The 18,810-nt window shown below is 62.4% G+C and carries 17 protein-coding genes; 12 read left to right on the top strand and 5 right to left on the bottom strand.

Translation table 11 applies throughout. The features are described 5' to 3' along the window. Positions 1-457 precede the first annotated feature (457 nt). The 6 genes from Uis1B_RS07620 (at position 458) to Uis1B_RS07595 (ending at position 7,440) form a co-directional block, all read left to right on the top strand. On the top strand, positions 458-1,711 hold the full coding sequence (locus Uis1B_RS07620; RefSeq protein ID WP_133124885.1) for an MFS transporter: 1,254 nt from the start codon (positions 458-460) through the stop codon (positions 1,709-1,711). Between the two features lie 107 nt (positions 1,712-1,818). After that, positions 1,819-3,297 (top strand): hypothetical protein, encoded by a 1,479-nt coding sequence (locus Uis1B_RS07615; RefSeq protein WP_133124884.1) that lies wholly within the window; start codon positions 1,819-1,821, stop codon positions 3,295-3,297. 24 nt (positions 3,298-3,321) lie between these two features. Next, positions 3,322-3,897: a hypothetical protein gene (locus Uis1B_RS07610; RefSeq protein ID WP_133124883.1), complete on the top strand. Its 576-nt coding sequence runs from the start codon at positions 3,322-3,324 to the stop codon at positions 3,895-3,897. A 47-nt stretch (positions 3,898-3,944) separates the two neighbouring features. Further along, the gene (locus tag Uis1B_RS07605; protein ID WP_165782795.1) at positions 3,945-5,324 is read left to right on the top strand and encodes an NlpC/P60 family protein; all 1,380 of its coding nucleotides are present in this window, start codon (positions 3,945-3,947) and stop codon (positions 5,322-5,324) included. Between the two features lie 104 nt (positions 5,325-5,428). Next, positions 5,429-6,568, top strand: coding sequence for a 1,4-dihydroxy-2-naphthoate octaprenyltransferase (menA, locus tag Uis1B_RS07600; RefSeq protein ID WP_101617079.1), 1,140 nt, complete (start codon positions 5,429-5,431; stop codon positions 6,566-6,568). 134 nt (positions 6,569-6,702) lie between these two features. Further along, positions 6,703-7,440 (top strand): phosphoglyceromutase, encoded by a 738-nt coding sequence (locus Uis1B_RS07595; protein ID WP_101617077.1) that lies wholly within the window; start codon positions 6,703-6,705, stop codon positions 7,438-7,440. 200 nt (positions 7,441-7,640) lie between these two features. On the opposite strand, the gene phoU is transcribed toward Uis1B_RS07595, so the two are convergent. Then, entirely contained in the window at positions 7,641-8,339 is a 699-nt protein-coding gene (gene phoU, locus Uis1B_RS07590; RefSeq protein WP_101617075.1) for a phosphate signaling complex protein PhoU, read from the bottom strand. Positions 8,340-8,723: 384 nt separating this feature from the next. Here phoU and Uis1B_RS07585 point away from each other — a divergent pair, with 384 nt between their 5' ends. Continuing rightward, positions 8,724-9,809 (top strand): sensor histidine kinase, encoded by a 1,086-nt coding sequence (locus Uis1B_RS07585; RefSeq protein WP_101617174.1) that lies wholly within the window; start codon positions 8,724-8,726, stop codon positions 9,807-9,809. A gap of 6 nt (positions 9,810-9,815) precedes the next feature. Here Uis1B_RS07585 and Uis1B_RS07580 read toward each other — a convergent pair whose 3' ends face one another. Continuing rightward, entirely contained in the window at positions 9,816-10,079 is a 264-nt protein-coding gene (locus Uis1B_RS07580; RefSeq protein ID WP_101617073.1) for a DUF2530 domain-containing protein, read from the bottom strand. A gap of 81 nt (positions 10,080-10,160) precedes the next feature. Here Uis1B_RS07580 and Uis1B_RS07575 point away from each other — a divergent pair, with 81 nt between their 5' ends. Then, positions 10,161-11,645: a type I phosphomannose isomerase catalytic subunit gene (locus tag Uis1B_RS07575; protein WP_101617071.1), complete on the top strand. Its 1,485-nt coding sequence runs from the start codon at positions 10,161-10,163 to the stop codon at positions 11,643-11,645. Between the two features lie 40 nt (positions 11,646-11,685). Here the strand turns inward: Uis1B_RS07575 and serC are convergent, their stop codons facing one another. Then, positions 11,686-12,831 carry a phosphoserine transaminase gene (gene serC, locus Uis1B_RS07570; protein ID WP_101617069.1) on the bottom strand — a complete coding sequence of 382 codons (1,146 nt, stop codon included), beginning with the start codon at positions 12,829-12,831 and terminating at the stop codon, positions 11,686-11,688. 333 nt (positions 12,832-13,164) lie between these two features. On the opposite strand from serC, the gene Uis1B_RS07565 reads away from it, so the two are divergent. The 4 genes from Uis1B_RS07565 to Uis1B_RS07550 all read left to right on the top strand — a co-directional run bounded on the left by Uis1B_RS07565 (position 13,165) and on the right by Uis1B_RS07550 (position 17,374). Next, positions 13,165-14,121, top strand: coding sequence for a CHAP domain-containing protein (locus Uis1B_RS07565; RefSeq protein WP_101617067.1), 957 nt, complete (start codon positions 13,165-13,167; stop codon positions 14,119-14,121). 114 nt (positions 14,122-14,235) lie between these two features. Then, positions 14,236-15,048, top strand: a complete 813-nt coding sequence (locus Uis1B_RS07560) for a C40 family peptidase (protein ID WP_101617065.1) — start codon at positions 14,236-14,238, stop codon at positions 15,046-15,048. Positions 15,049-15,325: 277 nt separating this feature from the next. Beyond that, positions 15,326-16,147 (top strand): C40 family peptidase, encoded by an 822-nt coding sequence (locus tag Uis1B_RS07555; RefSeq protein WP_165782794.1) that lies wholly within the window; start codon positions 15,326-15,328, stop codon positions 16,145-16,147. A gap of 153 nt (positions 16,148-16,300) precedes the next feature. Then, entirely contained in the window at positions 16,301-17,374 is a 1,074-nt protein-coding gene (locus Uis1B_RS07550) for a universal stress protein (RefSeq protein ID WP_101617060.1), read from the top strand. Between the two features lie 183 nt (positions 17,375-17,557). Here Uis1B_RS07550 and Uis1B_RS07545 read toward each other — a convergent pair whose 3' ends face one another. Together Uis1B_RS07545 and Uis1B_RS07540 are read right to left on the bottom strand one after the other, a co-directional pair. After that, the gene (locus Uis1B_RS07545; protein ID WP_101617058.1) at positions 17,558-17,971 is read right to left on the bottom strand and encodes an OsmC family protein; all 414 of its coding nucleotides are present in this window, start codon (positions 17,969-17,971) and stop codon (positions 17,558-17,560) included. A gap of 273 nt (positions 17,972-18,244) precedes the next feature. Next, on the bottom strand, positions 18,245-18,810 hold a 566-nt coding region (locus tag Uis1B_RS07540), incomplete at its 5' end, for an IS30 family transposase (RefSeq protein ID WP_133124882.1).

Below are 18,810 nucleotides of genomic sequence, written 5' to 3'. Positions count from 1 at the left end.
CCGGCTGTCGCCGGCCACCTTCCCCTCAAGGGGAAGGCAAGAAAAAGGCTCAGCCTACGGGGAAGGCAAGAAAAAGGCTTCCCCTTGAGGGGAAGCTGGCAGCCGTAGGCTGACTGATGAGGTGATCGGTGAACTCGCGGATGATCTTACCGGTGAGGTAAGGCGCCCCCGGTTCTCATCCATTCGATATGATCGTCTGCCTTTTCATATGGACCCCGCTTCGGCGGGGTCTTTTCGTTTTCGGTGTGTCGATTTGCGGTTTGAACGTTCTATTAATAAACTCCGTTAATCGATTGACGGCTTTACTGCGTAAACCCTTGTGCCCATTGGGCAGTCGAGGTTGAAGGCAGGCAATGCCGGCATCATATCTACCATACGTTCCGCAATGATCCGACGGATCGGAAGCCCGGAATCCGAGGCTGCGGAATCACGGAAACCGAAGAGAAGAGAGCAATACATGAGCACCTCTCAGTCCATGACCTCCGAAGAGGTCGAGGCCGTAGAAGCCGACAGGCTCGGCAATGCGCCCTTCACCGTACTCGTACCCGTCCTGATGTCGTTCTTCGTGATGGGCTTCGTCGATCTGGTCGGCACCGCATCGAACTACGTGCAGTCCGACTTCGGACTTTCCGATTCGGTGAGCAACATCTTCACCACCATGACCTTCTTCTGGTTCCTGGTGCTTTCCGTTCCGGCCGGCATGCTGATGAACCGCATCGGCCGCCGCCACACGGTGCTCGTCAGCATCGCCATCACCGCGCTCGGCTGCCTGCTGCCGATCATCGGCTATCTGATCCCCGCCAAGCCCGCCCAGCTGGCGTTCATCATCGTCTCCTTCTGTCTGCTCGGCGTGGGCAACACCTTCATGCAGGTTTCCCTCAACCCGCTCGTCGGCAACCTCGCCCATGACGAAAAACTCGCCGGCATGCTCACCTTCGGACAGTTCGTCAAGGCCATCGCCTCGTTCATCGCCCCGCTGATCGCAGGCTGGGCGGCCATGATGTTCGGCAGGTGGTGGCTGCTGTACCCCATCTATCTGGTGGTGGCCATCCTCTCCTTCGTGATGCTCAAATTCGACGAGATCAACGAGAACGCGCCCGATTCCGGCCATACCAGCGTGGCCGACTGCTTCGCGCTGCTGAGGAACCCGGTGATCCTGCTGTGCTTCCTCGGCATCGTGTGCCATGTGGGCGTGGACGTGGGTATCAACGCCACCGCGCCGAAGATCCTGATGGAGCATTCCTCGATCGGTCTCGAAGTCGCCGGCGGCGCCACCAGCGTCTACTTCGCCTTCCGCACGCTCGGCTGTCTGTCCGGCTCGGTGCTGCTGCAACGGTTCAGCCGCAAGGCCATGCTGCGCGTGTGCGGCGGCCTGATGGCGGCCTCGTCGGTGTGCTTCCTGCTGTTCTCCGGCCTTGACGGCATGCCGGTGTGGCTGGCCTACGCCGGTCTGGCCTGCGTGGGCCTTGGCAATGCGAACGTGTTCTCGATCATGCTCACCACCGGCCTGCTGCACCTGCCCCAGCGGCAGAACGAGGTTTCCGGTCTGATGATGATCGGCCTGATCGGCGGCGCGATCTTCCCGCCGCTGATGGGTCTGGCCTCCGACATGATGGGTATGCAGCTCGGTGCGATCCTGGTGATGACCGTGGGTGTGATATACGTAACACTGATGGGGGTGTTCTTCCGCTCCTACGGCAACACCCGCTGACGGCTGCACCCGCAGTCGAGACATATATCAACAATCTTTCGCTACCCCTTTACCACTATTTGTCCTATTGGTGGACGATGTCTGTGGTGAGGGGGTATGTTCGTTTCGTGAGCGAGAACGAGAGGGACGGATTCCGCTTCCCCACAATAAGCGGAGCAATCAACGGAACACCAGGCAGAACACCAAGCGGAGCATTCGGTCGGACTGCGGCCGTTGGCGGCGGAGCCGGACATGCCGCGAAGATCGTCGGCGCACTCGCCGTGTGCGCGGCATTGCTGTCGATGACCCTGACCGTGCCGGACGATGCCGTTTCGGCCTCCGAAACGGCACCGGCATTCCCATCGGAAGGACTGAGCGTGGTCGTCGGATCGTCCGATGCCAACGGTGAGGAGACCGCCGAAGCAGCAGGTGACATCACCGCGGATCATGCCGGAAACGATGCCACCGACAGCGGTGCTGCGCACAATGGTTCTGCGGCCGGCGGTTCGTCCGCCGCCGGCAATACATGGGCTTCCGTCAGGGACTTCGCCTCCGGCGTTTCCACCTATGCCTCGTACCTGCAGCAGCACGGTACCGGCGCCATGAACTGCGCGTCCAACGCCGGCTGCCGCGTCTCGACGCTGCGTGACGCGGGAACGGTCGCCGCCCGGAACGGTCTGCGCGAACAGTATCAGGCCGACGCCGCCGGTGGCATGGTGACCTCGCCCAGAGACCACCAGCCGCAGAGCGTGCGTACCTACACCGTGACCCTCAAGCCGCGGCACACCGGCAAGTTCCGCATCGCCAGCGCCCAGACGATGAGCGGCACCCGACCGGCCTTCGTGATCTCCGCCTACGGGCAGCTCAACGGCGGCGAGAACGCCGGCAGCTACACGTACGCCGGTTTCCTCGGCGACCAGAAGGGCGCGCCCACCTGGGCCGGCACGGGCAGCTTCGGGTCATGGCTGACCCACCGGGCCACGCAGGGCGTGTACGGCGACTACGTGCTCGGCAACCGTTCCGCCGACATATGCCCGCGCAGCCTGTGCCGTGCGGCCGCCGGCACCGAATCGAACTGGATCTACTTCCACAACGGCGGCTACGCCGACGCCACCATCACCATCGCCCTCACCGCCCGCGGCATCAACGCCTCCGGGTCGGCCGCGCGTCTGGCCGTCAGCTACGACGAGGAGGACTCCTCGCTCGCCGTGCCGGTGTACCGCGTGTACAACCGTCGTTCCGGACTCCACCACTACACCACCAGCGCCGGCGAGAAGAACTCGCTGGTCAGGCTCGGCTGGCGGTACGAAGGCGTGTCGTTCAAGGCAGTAAGCCAGGGAGGCAAGCCCGTGTACCGCGTGTACAACCGGCATGACGGCAATCATCTGTGGACGATGAACCTCGCCGAACGCAACCATCTGGTCAGGCTCGGCTGGCGTGCCGAAGGCGTGGCATGGCGAGTGCCATCCAACGGCGTGCGTAACGTGTACCGCCTCTACAACCGCAACAGCGGCGAACACGTCTACACCACCAGCCTCAGCGAATACAACGCCGTGGTCCGTGCCGGCTGGCGCGGCGAACATGTGGCGTGGACCTCGCTGTACTAGGCGGTGAGCGACATGCAGAAGATCATGGCATCCAGACGAATGGTGATCGTCACGGTCGTGACGGTTGCGATCATCGTCGTGCTGGCAATCGGCATGGGATTCGCCTTCGCCGCCACGCGGGGCGATCGTGGTACGGCCAGCGGTCAGGCCACGTCAGCGCAGGCATCATCCGCTCAGGCCTCGTCCGCGACATCCCAAAGTCGGTCCGGGGAGGCCGACGGGCAATCGGCCGGTCGGCGGACTTCGCAGTCCGCGACGAAATCCGCCGGAACCGCGGCGGGTCTTTCCGGGGCTGATCTGCTGACGCACGCCGATCAGGGCTGCGATCCGCACGTCGATTTCACCGGATCGACCGCCACCGAATCCCTGATCGGGGAATCCGGCGGCAGATCGTTGACGCTGATGTCCGGCAAGGATTCCGACCGGCATGTCTACCAGTGCGTGATCCGTGAAACCCGCATGCCCGATGAGGTGAGGCAGCGCGTCGAAGCCTCCGGCATGAACGATGGGCTGCAGTCCGCCTCGTGGGACGGCGTGACGATGACGTGGTCGGTCAACGGCAATGTCGGCGTACAGCTCATGTTCACGGCCGGCCGATGAACCGCCGGAGCATGACATTCGAAACGAAGGGGAAGGAAACAGGGGTTATGAGAGCACGTCGGAACCCTAGGGGAGCGGCATCGGGCAGGAACACGCTACGCGCCGCCGTGGCATCGGTGATCACGATCTGCGCGCTGTCGGTGCTGCTGCCGTCGGCCCTCGCCGACAGCACGCACGGTGAAACGAAGAACGACGCCGCACAGACCGCGGTGCAGGCTGAGCAGACCGCACAGGTTGAGCAGACTGCACAGACCGGACAGACCGGCGAATCCGCCGATCAGGCCGAATCCGCAACGCCGACGCAGTCGGATCGGAACGCCGCGGATGCCGGTGATGCCGCGGAGAAATCCGGCAGCGCGGAGAAATCCGGTGCCACGGCGGATGCCGGTAGCACAGCGGAATCGCCGAAAGAGTCGGGAAGCTCCTCTGCCGCATCTTCCGGATTGGAGTACGGCAAGGGCAGCGAAGGCACCGGCAACACCGATTACGCTCAGCCGAACACGCCGACCGGCCGCGGATCGGAATCCACCACCGTCGGCTGGCAGCAGGTGGGAGGCAAATGGTACTACGTCGAAAACGGCGTGACGCTCAAAGGCCAGCAGCGAATCGACGGAGGCGTCTACTACCTCGACAACCGCACCGGCGCCCGTCACGTCGGATGGGTGAGGCTCGGCAACGGTCGATATATGTACTTCGACCCCCACACCGGCAGGAAGCGATTCGGCGAGACGAAGATCGGATCGACCTGGTACTACTTCGAATCCGGCAGCGGATACCGTCACTCCGGCTGGCAGAAGATCGGCAACCGATACTGCTACTTCGACAAGCGGACGGGCGCACGGCTGTCCGGAACCCATATGATCGACGGGTACCGACGCTGGTTCAACCCGAAGAACGGCGCGACCGACAAATACGGATGGCAGAATCCGCCGCAGTACTTCCAGGTGAGCTCGCGCAGCGTGACGTTCAACCGTCCCGCACCGTGGAACTACGCCAGTCCGTCCCGCATCGGCGTGACCGCAAGCCGTCATGATGCGATCGAAGCCATGATCAGCCGCGCCTACGACTACATGGGCACGCCCTACGTATGGAATTACGCGCTCGCCCCCGGCGTGGGCGTGGACTGCGCCGGACTGGTGATGCAGTCGCTGTACGCCACCGGCATGAACATGGCCGAGTTAAATCCGTACAACCATTGGTATGATCCGTGGCACAGCCACGATGCCAACAACCTCTCCGGGGACCATCGGTTCCCGCGCGTGCCGCTTTCGCAGCGTCAGCGTGGCGATCTGATCTTCTATCCCGGCCATGTGGCGATCTACCTCGGCAACAATATGGTGATTGAGGCCGACGTGCCGCGGGTAAGCGTCAACAACATCTTCAAGGGCGGTCGTATGCCGTGGGCGGTATCCCGTCCGTTCGTGTGATCGATGCGGATGGGATCGCATCCGTGTGAGGCTGCTGTGCAGATGACGATCGGCGTTGCCGCGTCCGGTCCGCGCAGCGGCCTCGTTTCGTATACTCGGTCCATATGAGCGTTTCCATGTGGATCAAGGGCATGCGCCCGCAGACGTTGCCGCTGGCCCTCGCGCCGGTGCTCATCGGCGTCGCGCAGTCGTGGATGGGGGTCTTCGAATACTCGCAGGGCGGCGGATACGACCGGCACTTGCCCTGCCCTACGTTCGGCGGCCGTCCGGAGGCCCACGGCCACTACGACGACGTGCACGGAGCGTGCGTCACCTCCATGGGATGGTTCCTGACGGTATCCGTGCTGTGCGTCTGCGTGGCGCTGTTCCTGCAGATCGCGGTCAATTACGCCAACGACTACTCCGACGGGGTGAAAGGCGCTGATCGCGGACGTACCGGTGCCCTCGGAGGGCCGGACGGGAATGCTTCGGGAGTCGGTAGGGCGCCCTCCCGGCTCGTGGCGTCCGGCGTGCATCCGCGAAGGGTGCTGGTCGCCGCCGGCGTGAGCGCGGCTCTGGCCTGCGTCGCCGGATTGGCGGTGACCGTGCTCACCGGCTACTGGTGGCTCGTTCTCGTCGGCGTCGCATGTCTGCTCGCCGGATGGTTCTATGTGGGCGGCAGACATCCCTATGGCTACCACGGCTGGGCCGAGGTGTTCGTCTTCGTGTTCTTCGGTCTGGTGGCCACCGTCGGCACGCAGTTCGCGCTCACCGACACGGTGTCGCTGTCCGGCATCTGGGGCGGCGTCAATATCGGCCTCGTCGCCGTGGCGGTGCTTACCGTCAACAATCTGCGCGACGTGGATGAGGATCGACTCCACGGCAAGCGAACATGGGTGGTTCGTCTGGGGGAGCGGGGCGGTACCGTGCTGCTCGACGTGCTGCTGTCGCTCGCGGCCGCTTCGGCGTTGCTGTTCCTTCTTTCCGGAGCCTCATGGCAGAACATCGCGATCGGTCCGGACTGCGGCGTGTGGTATCCCGATGGTGATCTCGATCATGCAGTGCAGGTATGCGATGTCTGGAAATATCAGCTCGATGTGGCCATGTATTGGTCATCCGTGGTGTTGCTCGTGCTGTTCGCGGCGATGTGCGTGGCCGCCATCCTCACTGTGCATCGGCGTCGATTCCGCATGGCGCTGCCGCTGTGCACGCTTTCGTCGCTGGTTCTGGCCGCCATGTATTGGACGCTGTCGTTTCTGCGGTAACCGACTGCCCGATACGCCGCTCGTCACCATGTTCACCGAATGGTAGGAAACTGTTGCGCGTGTTGTCATCGAGCGGTTCCGCGGTCCGAGATCAGGGCTTTCGCTCGTCCCATCGGTCGCCTAGACTGGGCCATATGTCTTACAAACTAGTACTGCTCCGTCACGGACAGAGCGCATGGAACAAGACCAATCAGTTCACCGGCTGGGTGGACGTCCCGCTGACCGAGCAGGGCGAAGCCGAAGCCAAGCGCGGCGGCCAGCTGCTCAAGGAGAAGAACGTCCTTCCGGACATCGTCTTCACCTCGCTGCTGCGTCGTGCCATCAACACCGCCAACATCGCCCTTGACGAGGCCGATCGCCTGTGGATCCCCGTCAAGCGCAGCTGGCGTCTCAACGAGCGTCACTACGGCGCTCTGCAGGGCAAGAACAAGAAGGAAATCCGCGAGAAGTACGGCGACGAGAAGTTCATGATCTGGCGTCGCTCCTACGCCACCCCGCCGCCGGAGATCAACCCGGACGACGAGTACTCGCAGAACAACGATCCGCGTTACGCCGGCGATCCGGTTCCCGAAACCGAGGCTCTGGCCAACGTCGTGACCCGCGTGACCCCGTACTGGGAGTCCGAGATCATTCCCGAGCTCAAGTCCGGCAAGACCGTGCTGATCGCCGCTCATGGCAACAGCCTGCGTGCCATCGTCAAGATGCTCGACGGACTGAGCGAGGAGGAGATCTCCAAGGTCAACATCCCGACCGCCATCCCGCTGCTGTACGAGCTGGATGAGAACTTCAAGCCGATCAAGCCGCGTGGCGAGTACCTCGACCCGGAGGCTGCAGCCGCCGGTGCCGCCGCCGTCGCCAATCAGGGCAAGTGATTCATCGAATCGCCATCCGGTAGGCGTTTGCGCTGAACGGTAGCAAATCAAGGCCGCATTCCCGAAGCGAGTCGGGGATGCGGCCTTGTTGCATTCAGGTCTTCCGTGGCCTTCCTGCCGTATCCGAATATGAAAAATCCTCCATGAACTCAATGTTCACGGAGGATTTTTCGGCTTGCCTTATGAGACGAAGATCAGGATCACTCGGCGTTCAGGTACGGATCCTTAGCGGCGTCGGCCTTGCTCTTCGGCTCCTTCGAAGGGTCGAAGCCGGAGACGATGTAGACCAGACGACGGGCGGTGGAGACGGCGTGATCGCCGAAACGCTCGTAGAAGCGGCCCAGAAGCACCACGTCGATGGTCTGCTGGGTGTTGCCGCTCCAGTTCGCACCGTTGACGATGTCGAAGATCTGGTGGTGCAGCTCATCGAGCTTGTCGTCGTCGATGATGATCTGCTCGGCGAGCTTCTCGTCACGAGTGGACAGAGCGGTGATCAGGTTCTGGGTGGCGGTGTTCAGGAACGACTGCATCTGAGCGAAGATCTCACGGGTTTCGGGGGTCAGAGCGGATTCCGGGTAGGTGCGGCGGGCGATCTCGGCGATGTGACGGGCCAGATCCCCCATACGCTCGAAGGTGGAGGCCAGACGCAGCGTGGAGACGACCACACGAAGATCGGTGGCGACCGGTCCCTGCTTGGCCAGCAGCTGGACGCACTGGTTGATTACGCTGGTTTCGAGAGCGTCGATCTCAAGATCGCCGTCGATAACGTTCTGGGCGGCCTCGACATCCGACTCCAGCAGTGCCTTGCCGGCACCGAGAATCGCCGTACGCACCTCCTGCGCCATACGATCGAGGTCGTCGGCCACCTGCTTCAGCTCCTCGTTGAAAATAACGCGCATGTTCTCATTGCCTTTCCATATAGTCTGGGTGCAACCTCTCCCAATTCTAGACGAAGTCGCCATACTGCCCTTGACGGACCCGTAGAGTAAACCACCAGTTGTCTGAGTGTTCACCCCTTTGTTCACTGCATGTTCATCTTTGATGCGTGTCACAATGGATGTGTGACCACAGACAAACTCGATGCAGCCTCGATGATGATCCTCGCCATTTTCGGGGTGATGATCCTCATCGCGATCTTCGCCTTGATCACTCGGTTGTACAACATATGTTACCCATACCTCTCAAAACATATCAATGCGGACAGAATCGCACATTGGCGTGCGGTGCTCAGCTTTCGTAGACCTCGACGTTTCAGGGATGAGCGCGACGAGGACGACGACGAGATGGATTACGAGACCATTCGCCTGCTTTCACTGGTTCCTTCGATCTCAGTGGTGGTGGACGAGGACGGTGAGGTGCTGCGCACCGGTCCTGCAGCGTATCGGTTGGGTGTGGTTGCCGATGATCGGATCGTCGACGAGCAGATCGCCCGTGCGGTGGACGATGTGCTGCGCGACGGCGGCAAGCGTTCGCTGGAGGTGGTGACGCAGACGTGCCCGCAGTACGTCGATCCGATGGTGGATGCCGTCGAAGCCCGCGAGCGGGGCGATGAGTCCTGGCAGGGCGGAGGTGATTCCCTGTCCCGGCCGAACTGGCTGGAGGTGACGGTCGGCAAGCTTTCCAAGACGATGGCGGTGGTGCTGATCAACGATGTGAGCGAGGAGAGGCGATTCGCGCAGGTGCGTGACGACTTCGTGGCGAATGTGACCGAACAGCTGCTCAAGCCCACGAGGGAACTGGAGATTCTGGGGCGACACCTTGAGGACGATGAGGTGGACATCGACCGCATCATGATCGGCGCGAGCCTGGTTCACGGATATGCCGAGCATCTGGGGCGTCTGGTGTCCGATCTGCTGCTGCTCATCAAGGCGCAGGGGCGGATCGTGCCCGACGACGACAATCGCATCGACCTGCTGGAACAGGTGAACGCGGCCGTTGCGGAGATGCGTGACGAGGCTCGGGACGCCCATGTGCGGCTGGTGGTCAAGGGCGGCGAAGGTCTTACGGTGAACGGTGACGCCGATCAGCTGAAAGGGGCGTTCGTCAAGCTCGTGCAGAATGCGATCGAGTATTCGCCGCAGAATTCGTCGGTCGGCATTGCGGTGGGCACGGCGAAGGACGGCAAGTATGCGATGGTGCGGGTGATCGATCAAGGCTGCGGCATCGCCAAGGAGCAGCAGTCGCGCATCTTCGAGCGCTTCTATCGCGGAGACAACCAGACGTCCCGAACGCGAGACGGTGTGGGGCTCGGTCTCGCCATCGTCAAGCATGTGGCGTTGACCCATCACGGATCGGTGTCGGTATGGAGTGCGCCGCGCAAAGGCAGCACCTTCACGTTCGTGCTGCCGCTGGCGAAGCCGGGGCAGTGACGGCTGCTACTGCCGCTGATTGGCCAGACGACGGTAGTTCCATCGGTTGAAATGCTCCCAAATAAGCAGAAGGATGCCGATGATCATGCCGCAGATGCAGATCACCAGCGCATTGACCAGATGATGGCCGGTGATCACCAGAACCAGACAGACGATGCCGAGCAGCAGCCACAGCGACGTGCCGATGAAGAACACCTTATGAAGATCCACCTGCGCGGGCTTGGGACCCGGCTTGCGCGCATTTGGGTCGAGAATCGGTGCCAATTTCATAGGCAACACCTTACAACTCAGGGTAACCTTGTGTGAGGCCCGGATGGGTCGGCAATCGAAATCGGCGAGGCTCAGGGGGGAATGATGATCCCGATACTACCGGTGCCGAAGCGATATGCTTGGGGCTCGCTGGATCGATTGCAGACGATGTTCGGCGATGGCGATACGTCGGTGACGCAGGGATCCGGTCCGCTGGCCGAAATGTGGTTCAGTGCGCATGAGCAACTGCCGGGAGGGACGCCGATGGCCTCCGATGCATTGATTCGCGAGGAATCGTGCGGGCAGGGCGAAGAGAAAAGCAGGAGTGCCGAAGGCGATCGGAACATCGGGGTGCGGCGGGTCGCGTTGCCTGACCTGCTGAAACAGAATCCCGAAGGACTGTTGGGGCGTGTGGCATCCCGACAGTGGGGGCCCATGCTGCCGTATCTGCTGAAGGTGATCGCCGTTCGGGAGCCGCTTTCGTTGCAGGTGCATCCGCTGGATTTCGAGGCTCGTCGGGGATTCCACCGTGAGGAGGATGCCGGTGTGCCGTTGCAGGCCCCCGATCGTTCGTTCAGGGACACGCGCGGCAAGCATGAGATGGTGGTGGCGCTGGAGCCGTTCGCGGCCTCCGTAGGATTCGCGCCCATCGCCCGGCAGATCCGCGCACTGCGGTCGGTGACGCATCCCCTGCCGCAACGCATGGCCGATATCCTCGAATCAGGGGAGCCTTCGACGCCGCGCATCGATGCGATGATGCCCGAATCGGCTCGGGTGTGGTCGCAGACCGCTCGTCGGGTGTTTCGCGCCTTCGCGCTCGCGGCCTCCTATGGCGGCGACATCGGCACGGTGGGCCTTCTCGATGCCGCCGCCGGCTGCGTCGAGGGGAATGCCGAGCGTCTGATGCTGTCCAACGCCATGCGCGCCGCGCAGTCGTTTCCTGCGGACGCGAGCGCGCTGTGCCTGCTGATGATGAATCCGGTGCGGCTGCGCAAGGGCGAATCCATATCGATCGCCCCGGGAACCCCGCACGTCTACCTTCATGGTCTGGCCGCCGAAATCATGACGAATTCCGACAATGTGCTGCGTGCGGGTCTGACGGTCAAATACCGTGATCTGCCGAATCTTCTACGGTCGTTGAACGCGATGCCGACTCCGCCGGCTGCTCCCTATGTGGTTGGTGATCGGGCGTTCGGAATCGCCGGCCGTCTCGGCGGTGATCGTGTCGTCGGTGGTCTGCTCGGTGGTGGTCGGGTTGTTGGCGGGGGTTATGCCGATGAAGGCGTGGAACGTGCGGGCATGGCTCTCTATCATCCGTGCGTCGACGAGTTCAGTCTGATCTATGGGCATGTGGATGGCGGCAGGGTGGCCGAGTGGCCGTTGCCGATGCTGGCGCAGGATCGTCCGAGAATCGTGGTGTGCGTGAAGGGTGCCGTGCAATGTCGGACGGAACGCCCTGGCGGGATCACGGATGCCGTGCTCACCTGTGGGAAGGCCATGTTCGTACCGGCGTCGGACGGTCTGCTAAGGGTGGTCGGATACGAAAAAACCGGTGGAGACATTCTGCTGGCCTCCACCGGTATCTAAGGGGTTTCGGGATCGCGGTCCGCCCGTGATCCCGAAGTCTTCAGTTCAGATGCTCCACCACGTAGTCCACGCAGTGGGTGAGGGCTTCGACGTCGTCGGGCTTCACCGAGGGGAAGACGCCGATGCGCAGCTGGTTGCGTCCCAGCTTGCGGTATCCGGAGGTGTCGACGATGCCGTTGTCGCGTAGTGCGGACACCACGGCGGAGGCCTTGATGGAGTCGTCGAGATCGATGGTGACCACCACGTTGGAGCGAATCGCGGTGTCCTTGACGAACGGCGTGGCGTAGTCGGAGCGTTCGGCCCACGAGTACAGGATGTCGGCCGACTTCGCGCAGCGCTTGGTGGCCCAGTCCAGTCCGCCGTGCTCGTTGAGCCACTTCACCTGTTCGTCGAGCAGCACCAGCGTGCTGATGGCCGGGGTGTTCAGCGTCTGATCCTTGCGGGAGTTCTCCAGCGCCTGGGTGAGCGAAAGGAATGGGGGCACCCAGCGTCGCGCGCCTTCCAGCTGGGCGCTCTGCTCCACGTTGGCTGCGCGTTCGATGGCATCGGGGGAGAGGATGGCGATCCACAGCCCGCCGTCGGAGCCGAACACCTTTTGCGGGGAGAAGTAGTAGGCGTCGGTCTGGGTGATGTCGACGGGGAGGCCGCCCGCACCGCTGGTGGCGTCGATCAGCGTGAGCGCGCCCTGTTCCACGCTGCCGCGTACGCGACGGATGGGGGCCATCACGCCGGTGGACGTTTCGTTGTGCGCCCAAGCGTAGACGTCCACGTCGTCGGTATATTCGGGCAACGCGCAGGTGCCGTATTCACCTTTATATATAACGGGTTCTTCCAGGAACGGTGCCTTGGCCGCGCTGGCCGCGAACTTGCCGCTGAATGAGCCGTAGGAGCCGAAGGCGCCACGGCGGGCGATCAGGGAGGCGCAGGCCATCTCCCAGAATGCGCTGGCGCCGCCGTTGCCCAGCGCCACCTGCCATCCTTCGGGGATGTCGAAGTAGTTGGCGAGTCCCTCGCGGATGGATGCGACGACGTGCTTGACCGGGGACTGACGGTGTGAAGTGCCCAGCAGGGTGGTGCCGGCCTGTGCCAGGGCCTTGACCTGCTTCGGGCGGATCTTGCTCGGTCCGCAGCCGAAACGACCGTCTTCGGGCAGTAGGGAGGTAGGAATTTTCACGGATTCGATCATGGTGCCGAGCGTAGTCAGACCAGTGTATCTTCTCGAATAATGAGATTTCCTCCATGTTTGAGCGGTGTGCCGGTCATGGATATCGATGGCTGATCGAAACTGTTCGCATTGGTGATGAATTGGTGGAGTTATCCGTAATGATCACTGGATTTTTCGGTACCGGGGTCGTCGGATCTCAAGTCGGTGAATCTGGAGAAAACCTGAACGTCTGCTTAACGTTGGTTGGTTGAACAATGATCGGCCTCGCCTTCCGATCGGTTATCGTGATTTGTCATCGCAATACCGGACGGTTATTATTTCGACTTGGTAAAAGTATCCAAGGAGTGATTCGCAATGAGACATGCGGCGCATAAGGCACGCAATGCCCAGCGCAACGCCGTTGTGGTGAAGATGGGCCGTACCGGTGCGGTGCGGAACGCCCACACGGCGTCTGTGGTGGAAGCCAACGCTCCTATGACTGTTCTGGTTCCCGAAGTGGCCCGGATGCTCAACGAGGCGGCTCCCAAAACCCGTCGCGCCATCCGTCAGGCCGCCCGCCAGCGCGCCCACAAGAAGCAGTTCGTGACCGCAGGGTCGCTGGCACTGCTTGCGGCTACGGCGGGAAGCTTCGTCTATGCTTCGTCCAACAACGCCTCCCGTTCCAATACGCCGTTGGCCGATAAGGCCGAGTCCTCGGTGATCGCCGACGCCAACACGGCTGCGATCTCCAACGCGTCCGAGCATGGGAACGATGACGGCGTGATGGTCTCCCGTTCCGCGGAGCGCGGCGTCCCCGCCGAAACCACAGTAGCCGACACGTCGGCAGAGTGGAACATCTCGTCGGCCGTCGATCGCATCGACACCAAACAGATGTCGAAGTCCCTGGCCAACAATCCGCACGTCGCCAAGCTGATGGATCGTGATGCGGGCAGCATTCCGCAGGGTTTCAACCCGAACCACGCCACCGGCGACACCGGTAACGCCTATGCGTTCTCCCAGTGCACATGGTGGGCCTACACCCGTCGCCAGCAGCTGGGTCTGCCGGTCGGCTCGTACTTCGGCAACGGCGCGGACTGGGCCAATTCGGCCAAGGAGCTCGGCTACTGGGTGGACAACACCCCTCGCGTCGGCGACATCATGGTGTTCCAGCGAGGTCAGGAGGGCGCCAGCTCCGCCTATGGTCATGTGGCCATCGTCGAAGCCATCAAGGACGGCAAGGTGATCACCTCCGAATGCGGTGCCACCTACAACGGTAAGTCCTTCACGCGCACGTTCTCCAATGTGAGCGATTTCCAGTACATTCATTACTGATCTGTTCGGCGGTTCCTCGGAACCGCCTTTCCTGTTGTTGACAATCCTTTCGCGTTCAATGGTTCCGGACGGGAAATCACCGATTTACCGTCCAGCTGGTATGGTGGTGCACTGATGACATTTACAAAGCCTGTTTCGATTATCGCGGCCGCAGCCGCCGTTGTTTCGCTCTCCGCCTTCGTGGCTCCAGCCGCGATGGCGCAGGACGCGGACGTCGTGACCTCCTCCCGGTCCTTCAAGGGTCAGGAGTCCCGCACCACGGCGCTGCTGAAGGAATCGACTTCGACCACCGTCAAAAGCACTACGAAGTACGGTGGCATCGAAAGCCTGAACGTGCCGAAGACCAAGTCCCAGGCAGAAAAGGACGCCGAGGCGCAGGCCAAGGCCGCCGCACAGGCCGCTCAGCAGCAGGCTCAGGCCGCCGCCGAAGCCGCTCAGCAGCAGGCCGCCACGACCTACGCCAGCCGTTCCCAGTCGCGTAGCACGGTTTCGAACTCGACTTCCTCCTCCGCATCGCAGTCCGCGGCAGCGGCTGCTCCCGCCACCGATTCCGCAGCTGCCACCGTGACGGCGAGCGGCACCGCCACCGCCGTGGTGGAAACCGCCCTGCAGTATCAGGGAGCCCCGTATGTGTACGGTGGATCCACCCCTTCCGGTTGGGATTGCTCCGGATTCCTGATGTACGTGTTCGCCAAGTTCGGCGTCAGCCTCCCGCACAGCTCCGGCGCACAGGCCGCCGTGGGCACGCCCGTTTCCAGCCTTGCCGAGGCCAAGCCCGGCGACATTCTCGCCAACAGCACCCATTCGGCCATCTACGTGGGCGACGGCATGATCATGAACGCCCTCAACCCGAGCCGCGGCACGCAGCTCACTCCGGTAAGCTGGGGCTTCCCGGGCGGCAACTACGCCATCCGCCGCGTGCTCTGAGCCATCTCAGGCAACATATCGTTTGTCGTCCGCCAAACGGTTTTGATGATCGGAAGCGCCTCTTCGGAGGCGCTTCCTCATATTCGGAGTACCTGCCGTATTCGGGATATTCGGACTATTCGAGTGGAATCGTGGCAGTGCGTTCAATCGTGACAGTGCGTTCATATGTGATCTGCATTACAGAATTCCTCGCCGTACCTTAAAATTCCCTAAAAATCCGGTTCCTGCCCGCTTCCGAGGATTCGGATTGCGGTACTGTGGGGAAACGATGACAAACATGCGTAGGATCGTTTCCGTTGCGGCCGCCGTTGCGATGAGCGGTACGCTGATTTCGTTTACGGGGGCCACCGCCTCCGCCGCGGAGGACGGTGAAGTGACGTCCTCCCGCTCGTTCACCCCTCAGAAGACCCGTAGCAACACTCTGCTGAAGGAATCCACCTCCACATCCGTGAAAACCGATGCCAGCTATGGCGGCATCGAAAGCCTCAACGTACCGAAGACCCCGTCGAAGGCTGAAAGGGACGCCGCCGCGGCAAAGCAGCGGGCACAGGAGCTGGCCGAACAGAACATCGCGGCAGCCAGCCGTTCCGCCGAACGCGGGGCGGTGAGCTCCGACTCCTCCGAAACGACTTCCGACTCCTCATACGCCGGATCAACGGATCAGTCCGCTTCGTCCTCCTCCGCGGAGTCGTCGGCGTCCGTCAGCTCCTCCACCGTTACGGACTCCGACAACAGCTTCGTCGGCCGAGCCATGTCGGTGATCGGCTCGGCATACCGTTCCAGCGGCTACGTGTGGACGGGCAGCACCAGCAGCTCCGCGTTCACCTGCTCCGGTCTGGTCGATTACGCCCTCGGTTTGCCCACCAACTCCAACACGCCGGAAGGACTGTACGCCAAGGTTGGCGGCGCCGGCAACCTGAAGCATGACACCGGCTCGCTCTCCTACGGCGATCTGGTCTTCTTCAACTACGCCGGACGTCATCCCGGCCACGTCGGCATCTACATCGGCAATGGTCTGATGGTCGATTCCGCCGGTGGCGGCGTCGCCGTTCGCGCGGTGAGCACCATGTCGTTCATCGGTGGAGGCGCACTGGCCTGATTCGGCCAGACGGCGCCAATCGCTATCGTCTCACGCCCCTGCCTCATGCGGTGGGGGCGTTTTGCTATACGCGTTTCGTTGCCCCGGGCGTTATCCTAGGAGGTAAGAGCCACGCATAGGCGCGGGGCTCATGGTTCTCAAGGGGAGGTCATCATGACTGTCAACGAAAAGGCCATTCTTGTTGGTGTGGACGGTTCGGATGCCAGCTACAAGGCCACATGGTGGGCGGCGAACTACGCCAAGCACGCCGGTCTGACTCTGCAGATCGTCTGCGCATACTCACTGCCCAGCTATGCCGCGGTATCATTCGACGCCACCTATACGGCGATGGGGGACGACAATGTGGCGCACACCGATGCGCAGGAGATTCTGTCCAAAGCCAAGGCCATCGCTGACGAACAGGGCGTGGAGGCAGCCACGCTGATCGTCACCGGTGACCCGAGCTCCGTGTTCGTCGAGCTTTCCCGCAACTACAATCTGATCGTGATCGGCAACCGCGGCAAGGGAGGATTGGCCGAACGGCTGCTCGGCACCACCAGTTCCAGTCTGCCCGCCTATGCCTACTGTCCGATCGTCGTGGTGCCGTACACCGACGACGATGGCAACCTGATGCACCTGAACAACACCATCACCCGTGTGGTCGTCGGCTCCGACGAATCGAAGTGGGGTCTCAAGGCGTTGGACATCGCCGCCGACTTCGCCCACCAGTGGGGAGCCCAGCTCACGGTGCTGTCCGCCGTACCGAGTTTCGGCGGCATGGGCATGTTCGCGTCGGGCGGTTCCGGCGGTGCCGAGGCGAACAGCATCATGGAATCCTATCTGGAGGATCTCGACGTGCGCATCGCCCCAATCCAGGAGCGCTACCCCGATCTGGTCATCGCCAAATCGGTGGTGCCCGGCTCCGCGGTCACCGCGCTCACCGAAGCCAGCCACAACAACGACGTGGTGGTCGTCGGCTCCCGCGGTCGTGGCGGCTTCACCGGTCTGATCCTCGGCTCTACCAGTCAAGGTCTGCTGCAGCATTCGGTGGGACCGGTCTACGTGGTGCCCCGCAAGTATGTGGAGGCCGCGGAGTCCCGTCTCGATACCGTTCCGGCATCCCCGGCCGACGTCAGCCCGAAGTCCATCGACGAGATCTCCGGCGTGCAGGAGGTGTCGGTGCCCACCGCCGATGTGGAGACCGCCCACTCCATCGAGGCCGCGATCGATCCCGAGCATAAGGAGTAACGGCGAAATCACCGTTCTGAGATATTCCGGGTTTTCGGTATTCCGGGTTCCTGATATCCGGACATGACTAAATATGGCGGAACCTCCCCTTCGTATCGGGGAGGTTCCGCCATATTCGACGTATTCGACTGAGATGCATCCGGCGAGGTCGCGTGCGCTGACGCTACTCCTTGATGCCGGACGCTACTCCTTGATGTCGATGGTGAGATCGACCGGCGTCTCACGCTGGTAGGTGTGCTGCACGGTGCAGCCCTTTTCGATGTGCCGACGCACACGCTCCTTGAGATCATCCACCTGAGCCTTGCGCAGACCGGCCTCGGAAGCGTCGATCTCCACCTTTTCGCTGAAATCACTGTAGGCGTTGTGCTTCTGGTCGGCAGTGCCGTCCACGAAGATCTTCGCGCCCTTGCCTTCGCCCAGCGCGTTCTCCACGGCGAACTGGCTGCTCAGCGCGGCGCAACCGGCCAAGGCGACCTTCATCAGATCGCCCGGAGTGAACAGACCCCTGCCCTTGCCGAACTTGATGTGCGCTCCGTCCTCCGAAAACGCATCCCACGAACCGTCCTTGTTCCGCTCAACCCAAATACGCTTGCCCATGGCTTTCCTCCTTGTGCATGTGCATACGGCGGCATGCGCATACGTGAGCGCATACGATGTCCGCCGGACCATGCGCGGCGATCGGACGCCGCACTCTCCTAAATCTAGTCCATCGTCGGCGGCAAACACCGGCGTACACGGCCAATACGCTGACCGAGTATCGAAGATCGGCCAGGTTGAAGATCGACCAGGCTCCGTGTGTTGCGCACAGTCCAATCCCAACGGTGCCTAATCATCCCAACGGTGTCGATACGATCCCAACGATACCCGGATTCAATTTGTAAGTGCAACACTCGTCTCTGGGTGGCTTGTCTTTGACATTACCTTGCCGAGCTCGCGGTACCAAACCTCGTTGGGCGTTTCCCAGCCCAGGACCTTCAACGGGGTGTCGTTGATCTCGTCGACGATGGCCTGCAGGTCCGCATCCGACAGGTCGTCGAAGCTGGTCCCCTTGGGCAGGTAGCGCCGGATCCTGCCGTTGCGGTTCTCGTTCGTGCCCCGCTGCCACGAGGAGTACGGGTCCGCATAGTAGGTGAGCATGCCCAGCGCCTCGTCCACGAGCAGGTGGCAGGAGGACTCCGTGCCGTTGTCCCACGTGCGGTCGATGCGCGCGGGCGCGGGGATCCGGCTGTAGATGTCGTATTCGGCGCGCGCGGTCGCCAGCGCGCTCTTGTCGGGGATGAACCGGGCGAACAGCTTGCGGCTCTTGCGTTCGGCCTGCGTGTCGATGCACCGTTTCGACGGGGACGCGCCGACGACGGTGTCGGACTCGAAGTGACCGAACCCGCGGCGCGAGTCCACGCGCTTGGGCCGGTCGGCGATCGGCACGCGCATCGGGA

Source organism: Bifidobacterium margollesii (assembly GCF_002860355.1).
In the GTDB taxonomy this organism is placed as follows: Bacteria; Actinomycetota; Actinomycetes; order Actinomycetales; family Bifidobacteriaceae; genus Galliscardovia; species Galliscardovia margollesii.
Note: the sequence above shows the minus strand (reverse complement) of the source record. Positions and strands in the feature narration are given on the sequence as shown.